The organism is Frankia sp. Cppng1_Ct_nod, from assembly GCF_920656135.1.
Classification (GTDB): domain Bacteria; phylum Actinomycetota; class Actinomycetes; order Frankiales; family Frankiaceae; genus Protofrankia; species Protofrankia meridionalis.
The window spans coordinates 1-6,533 of the sequence record NZ_CAKKTK010000132.1; the positions used below are offsets into that span (position 1 = coordinate 1).

The 6,533-nt window shown below is 68.2% G+C and carries 5 protein-coding genes; 3 read left to right on the plus strand and 2 right to left on the minus strand.

The window, feature by feature from the left end; all coding sequences use genetic code 11:
* A partial coding sequence (locus NBW77_RS21560; protein WP_250280247.1) for a penicillin-binding transpeptidase domain-containing protein occupies positions 1 to 669 on the plus strand: 669 nt, incomplete at its 5' end.
* A gap of 430 nt (positions 670 to 1,099) precedes the next feature.
* The gene (locus NBW77_RS21565) at positions 1,100 to 2,071 is read left to right on the plus strand and encodes an intradiol ring-cleavage dioxygenase (RefSeq protein WP_131748052.1); all 972 of its coding nucleotides are present in this window, start codon (positions 1,100 to 1,102) and stop codon (positions 2,069 to 2,071) included.
* Positions 2,072 to 2,201: 130 nt separating this feature from the next.
* On the opposite strand, the gene NBW77_RS21570 is transcribed toward NBW77_RS21565, so the two are convergent.
* Both NBW77_RS21570 and NBW77_RS21575 read right to left on the minus strand, forming a co-directional pair.
* Positions 2,202 to 2,789: a Fic/DOC family protein gene (locus tag NBW77_RS21570; protein ID WP_131748050.1), complete on the minus strand. Its 588-nt coding sequence runs from the start codon at positions 2,787 to 2,789 to the stop codon at positions 2,202 to 2,204.
* A gap of 4 nt (positions 2,790 to 2,793) precedes the next feature.
* Complete coding sequence (locus NBW77_RS21575; protein ID WP_131748048.1) at positions 2,794 to 3,393, minus strand: type II toxin-antitoxin system antitoxin SocA domain-containing protein; 600 nt, start codon at positions 3,391 to 3,393, stop codon at positions 2,794 to 2,796.
* 508 nt (positions 3,394 to 3,901) lie between these two features.
* Here NBW77_RS21575 and NBW77_RS21580 point away from each other — a divergent pair.
* Positions 3,902 to 6,533, plus strand: a 2,632-nt coding sequence (locus NBW77_RS21580) for an AAA domain-containing protein (RefSeq protein WP_250280248.1), incomplete at its 3' end; no start/stop codon positions are given.

Below are 6,533 nucleotides of genomic sequence, written 5' to 3' on the forward strand. Positions count from 1 at the left end.
GACGCGAACACGCAGCTCGACTGCACGCAGACGGTGGCGATCGGTGGCCGCACCTTCCAGAATGCCGAGTCCGAGCAGTTCGGTCCGATCCCATTGCGCACCGCGTTCGCCCGCAGCTGCAACACCGCGTTCATCCGCCTGGAGCAGTCGCTGCCAGACACCGCACTGGAGCAGGCCGCGAAGCTCTACGGCTTCGACGGTGGCCAGCCGCTGCCGATCGCGAGCGTCGGCGGGTCGTTCCCGACGCCCAAGGACGCGGTGGAGTCCGCGTCGGCGGCGATCGGGCAGGGCAAGGTGTTCGCGAGTCCGCTGGAGATGGCGAGCGTGGCGGCGGCTGTCGCCAACGGGACCTGGCGTCAGCCGTTCGTGACGGGCACCGCGCCGAGGAGCAATCCGCTGCCCCCGGCGGTGGTCGCGCCGCTGCAGGATTTCATGCGCGCGGTGGTCACCGAGGGGACCGCGGACGCGGTGGCGTTTCCCGGTGAGGTGCATGGCAAGACCGGTACGGCGGAGTACAAGGACGGTACCCCGCCGCCGACCCATGGTTGGTTCGTCGGCTACCGGGGCACCGTGGCGTTCGCGGTCATCGTGGAGGACGGTGGTTTCGGGGCACAGTCCGCGGCGCCGGTCGCGGCCCGTTTCCTCACCAACCTCGGCGCCGCCCCCTGACCTCCCGAGCCCACGCCCTGAAATCTCGCCTGTGCCTGCCCCGCCGCCGGGCAGGCACGTTACCCGAGTCGATGTTCCGGAACATCGATATTCTGGAAATGGATGAACGTCACCATCGTTGATGCGCAGATGTCCGACCCGGTGACGTCCTGCATGTCATGCTGCGGATCGTGAATGATCCGGTGTCTGATACGGACGGCGGATCCGCCTGGCCACCTTTTGGCGCGGTCACGGGTGAACCGTCGGCGTCCGGCCGTATGGAAACGACCACCCTCGGCCCACCCCGCGTCACTTTGTCGGAAAGATTAAAATAGGCGTAACCGAAGAACATCGATGGCACAACGACGGATCGTCGGGTGCGGGTGGTTTAAATGGCGGCTTCAGGTCTTTCTCACGAGTTTCTCACACATTGCTCTTAGTCTCGTCTTCCATGACCAACCGGCATGATTCTGGCGAGTTCGACAACGGCCAGATTTCCCAGGCTCTTCTCTCTCGGCGCAGGCTGCTCGGCCTGTCGGGTGTCGGTATCGCAGCCATCGGTCTTGGCGTCGCCGGTTGCGGAACCGGGAGTGGCGGCGGCGCCGCGGCGCAGAACGTCACGGCCTCACCCTCGGTTTCCAGCGCGGCCTTGCTGACCGCTGAGGAGATGGAGGGCCCGTACTACCTCGACTACGAACTTTTCCGGAGTGACATCACCGAGGGAAAGCCGGGCGTACCGCTCACTCTGCGACTCAACGTGGTCGACGTCATCAGTGGCGGTCTGCTCAAGGATGCGGTGGTGGAGATCTGGCAATGCGACGCCCTCGGCGTGTACTCCGGTTACACCAAAGCAGGTGCAGGAGGCGGCGTCCGGCCGACCGGTATTCCGACCGGTATTCCGACCGGTGCGTTCCCGAGCGGCGGCCTGTCGGCGCTCGGAGCACACCAGCAGCCCACCGACAAGCTCACCTATCTGCGAGGCTCCCAGATATCGGACAGCAGGGGGAGCGTGGATTTTCAGAGCATCTTTCCCGGCTGGTACGCCAGCCGTGCCATCCATATCCACACGAAGGTCCACGTCGACGGCAGGCGGACGAGCACCGGTTACGAAGGAGGCCATGTCTGTCACACCGGGCAGCTGTACTTTGCCGAGGACATGGTCGCCAAGATCAAGGTCCTTTCCCCGTATGTCACAAACACCGTTGTCCGGACGACTCTGGACCAGGACAACATCTATCGGGCCGCCGGGGGCGGCACCAGGGCCGGGCTGCTGCAGCTGGCACAGCGTGACGACCAGCACATCGATAAGGGCGTCATCGCCTCGCTCACTCTGGGCGTGGATCCTTCCAGGACCAATACCGGCGAGGACGGCAGCACCATGGCTCAGATGCGACCCCCCGGTGTCACGCCATCGGCCACCTGACCCTCCCCGGGCGGCCCGGAATATCGGTGGTTGCTGCGAAACTCGGCGTTGTGCCAGGAACATCGCTGTCAGGATCTTCATCGACGCTCGCCGGCCGGTGCGGTCGACTGATCCGTTTCCCCAGGCGCTCTTATCGGATGATCGGAAGGACGGTGGGCGCGAGGAGGTCGATGAGGATCTTCGCTTTCTGGGTGTTGAAGTATGCGGCGCAGGCCTCGTCGTTATCTTGCTTGTCCACGTCGTCCCAGCGGATCTTCCATCCTGCGGCTGCCGCGAGCTGCCGCAGGAACGCCTGCTGTGTCCGGCCGTTACCCTCCCTGAACGGGTGGAGTGCATTCAACTCGCCGTAAAGCGTCGCGAACCGCTCGAGGAACGGCCCGCGGGCGAGCCCGATCAGGTAGCCGTCAGCGGCCAGACCGGCGAACAGCTCAGCGAGCTGCTCATGTAGGAACTGGGGCAGGCAGAACGTAGATGTTCCCTTGGCCATCCTGATGTTCCTGATCGTGCCGGCCCAGTCGTAGATGTCGCCGAACAGGGCACGGTGGAAGCGTTGAAGATGCGCGGTGTCGAAGGCGCCTGGCAGTGAACGTGTGGTCAGCCGGATGCGTTGGAGACCGACGATTGTGTGTTCCACGGCTGCGAGTTCTTCGGCATCGCGTATGCCCAGCTTGTTACGCAGGCAGTTCGTGCCAGGCCAGCAGTAGGGATCGTCGTCCACCTGGTCAGCGGTGCTCCCGCTGGTAGCGGGCGAGAACCTCCGCAACGGCGTCTTCCGCGGGTCGCGCGCCGTCCGCGACCTGGCGGAGAAGGCTGATGGTCCCGGTGTCGAACATATGGCCCTCGAGGCGGGCACCGGCGATCGCGTCGGCGAAGGCGTCATCCGGGTTGAGTAACTGCCGGGCGTAGTAGTCGCGGATCAGTGTCCAGTCGATCGGGTCGCTCGATCGGGCCCGTTCTGGTAGTCCGCCGCGCGTCAGACGCCAGGGCGCCTCCGCGTGGGTGAGCCGGGAGAGTTCCTCACCGCTGAGGTCGCCGTATTGTTCAATCACCCAGGCCACGATCTGTCGTGCCCGTGTGCCCAGACGCCTGGAATCACCTGATGGCCAGGAGTGGACGCCGAAGGCGCCCGCGTGACGGTCGTAGAGCGCCTTTGTCACGGGCCCTTTCGACCATGCCTGAATCTCCGCGTCGAAAAGCGGGTCACTGTGCTTGGCGAGATGCCATGCCTGTGAGTAGTACACCAGTTTCTGGAGCCGCCAGGTATCCATGGGCCCGAGACGCTCGAGGATCAGCGCGGCAACATCGTGGACATTCTCGGTCATCCGGCTCGCACCTCCTCTCCGAGGTGATTCTCTCCGAGGTGACTCGCGCGGACAACCTACAGTAGACAATTCTACCGTCCGGATGGTTTGCCGCACGGAAAGAACCACGCTCCACGTGTTGTCATGCCACACGACGGTCGCTGACAGCAAGCGGGGTCACTGTGTGGTGGGGTGCTGCCACCCGTCCGCGGGATGTAGCCCGGGCACGCGGAACACGCAGGTGGCGGGGATCGCCCCTCCACGTACCGATCGACAGGACAGGGGCTCGACAGGACAGGAGCACCGCAGGACCGGACGGTGGGACCCGCGCCGGCATCCGGGAGGAAGTGGGGCCGGGCGGCCCGGGATGTCGGTGGTTGCTGCGAAACTCGGCACTGTGCCAGGAACATCGCCGCCGTGGATATCGCCATCAGAGGCATCGTCATCAGGAACGCCGCAGTCGGGGACGTGGTCGGGGACGTCGCCGTCCACGGTGCCGTCGGGAAGCTCTGCGCTGTCGGGAAGCTCTGTGCCGTCCGCGGTGCTGTCGGGAAGCTCGGCCACGCTCGCCGACCGGTGCAGCCGGCTCATCCGCTTCCTCTCCGATCTCGCGCTGTCGCAGAGCGAGCAGATCCTCGACGTCGATGCCTACCCGACCAGGGCGTGGTTGTGTGATCTTCCCTCCCCGCTCGAGCCGGATGTGACGGCCGGGCCGGGGGAGGTCCTGCTGCGGGTACCGGCGGTGACGGTCACCCCACCACCGGACCTGCCCGATGTGCTTGTCGGCTGGGTGTCCCTGGCCGATCGGGACGACAGTGCGCTCGACGTCCCGCCGTTGTCGCCCCGGCTCGGCATCGTCGACCTGGTGGACGTACCGGAGGTGGCGGACGCCTACGACGCCTGGTTGCCGTCCTGGCGGGAATGGGCGGTGCGGGACAGGCTGACGGCACGCCAGCGCGGCGTCTACGACCAGCTGTACACGGCCTCGCAACGGCTCTCGCAGGAGGGCGACACCCTCGAGCTCGTCCTGGGGACGGGGCTGCTGACCCACCACATGTCCGACGGGCGCGCGATCCGTCACCCGTTGCTGACGACACGTGTCGAGGTCGCCATGGACAGGCGGACCGGCGCCATGGTCGTCCGGGTGCCCGACGATGTGCTGACCAGACTTGAGGACGCCGCGCTGCTGCGCGCCGTCCCCGACTTCCACTCCGAGCGGACGAGTGCGCTGCACGAGCGGCTGCGCGAGTCCGAGGCCTGCCCGCTCGGCGAGTCCGACCAGACGCTGCTCGCCGAATGGCCTGAGCGCGCGCTGGGCGCCGCGGACGGTTACGACCCGGGCTGGCGTCCGCCTCGCGGGGTCGGCGACCGCCCGTCGGTGTGCTTCGCCCCGGTCCTGCTGCTGCGTCCCCGCGGTCGCAGCGCACTGCTCAACTACTACGACGAGATGCTGCTCGCGTTGCGGACGGACGCCCGCCCCCCGCTCGGTCTCGCCCAGCTGGTCGAGACGTTGGAACCGGCCCAGCGGCTGGAATGGCTGGACGGACAGGGCACGACCCGCGGCAACCTGCTCGGCGCCGATCCGCTGTTCCCGTTGCCGGCGAACCCGGAACAGGCCCAGATCATCGACCGGCTCCGCTCCGACAACGGTGTCGTGGTCGAGGGTCCGCCGGGTACGGGCAAGACCCACACGATCGCGAACCTGATATCGGCGTTGCTGGCCCAGGGCCAGCGTGTCCTGGTCACGAGCCAGAAGGCGCAGGCCCTGCGCGTCCTGCGGGACAAGCTGCCCGACGACATGCAGCGGCTGTGCGTCAGCCTCACCGACGTGACCCGTGGTGGTTCGCCCGAGCTTGCCGGCAGCATCGCCGCGCTCGCCGCCGAGAAGGCGGCGCACAATCCGCGGCTGCGGGCCGAACGGATCGAGCGGGCCCGCGTCATGCGGGAGCAGGCGCTCGCGAAACGGGCGACCCTGACCGAGCGGATCCGGGCGTTGCGGGAGTCGGAGACGTTCGAGCATCCCGAGGTCGCCCCGGGCTTCGCCGGCACGCTCGCGGTCATCGCCACCCGGTTACGGGAGCAGGCCGATGAGCACGGATGGCTGCCCGTACCCGTCGGTGACGCCCCTGGGCTGTCCGTGCAGCAGGCCCATGAGCTGCTGGGCCTGCTGCGGGGCCGGACGCCGGCCCGGTCGGCGCGCAGCAGTCAGCACCTCCCCGATCTTGACGGTTTTCCCTCCACGCATGACCTGCGGGAACAGATCGAGGCGGAACGTGAGGCCGCTCGGGTCGGCGCCGCCGGCCGGTCGGCGGTGTCCGCCGCGCTGGAGGCGCTGGACGCGGAAGGTGTCACGAAACTCCGCACGGCGTTCGATGCCCTGGACGACGCCACCGCGCGGCTGCGCGACATGGCCGCCGGTGGGCAGGACGAGGCGTGGTCGAGCCGCGCCGTCGCCGATGGCCTCGCCCGCCGTGACGAGTCGCTGTGGCAGGTCCTCGCCCAGGCAGGACCGCAGGCCCACCGCGTCCAACAGGCACTACAGGCGGTGGCGCTGCGCGCCATCATCCTCCCGGATGTGTCGACGGGGGAGACTCCGAGCGCCGAGGCGCTGCTCGTTGCCGCGCGTAACCTGCGTTTCCACCTGGCCGGCGGCGGCCGGCTCCGGCGCGCGTTCAGGTCGGACGCGCAGAAGGCGGCCGAGCCGATCCTTGAGCGGGCCACTGTCGACGGGGTGGCGGTGACCGGCGTCGACCAGCTCGACGTCGTGGTCGCCCAGCTGGAGGCGACGGCGCTGAGTGCGGCGCTCGCCGGCCAGTGGGCGCATGTCGGGGTTGTCGTGGACCCGAGCCTGGCGTTGCCGATCCGTCTTGCGCGACTGCGTGACCTGCACCGCGTTCTGGACCTGGTGTTCGCCGTGCTCGCGGCACGCGACGGTGTCACCGAGGTGCTGGCGGCGGGCCGGGTACGTGACGTGCCGCTGCGGACCCTCGATGACTGCGCGGCACTCGGCGGGGCGCTGGACGCGGTCCGACTGCGCCTTGCCACGCAGGCGGCCACGGCACAGCTCGACCGCCTGGCCGCGAGGTTCGCGCCACCCGGCCGCGGCGGCGGCGCCCCGCCGGAGCTGGCCGAACTCGCCGCCGCCGTGCGCGCCCGCGACC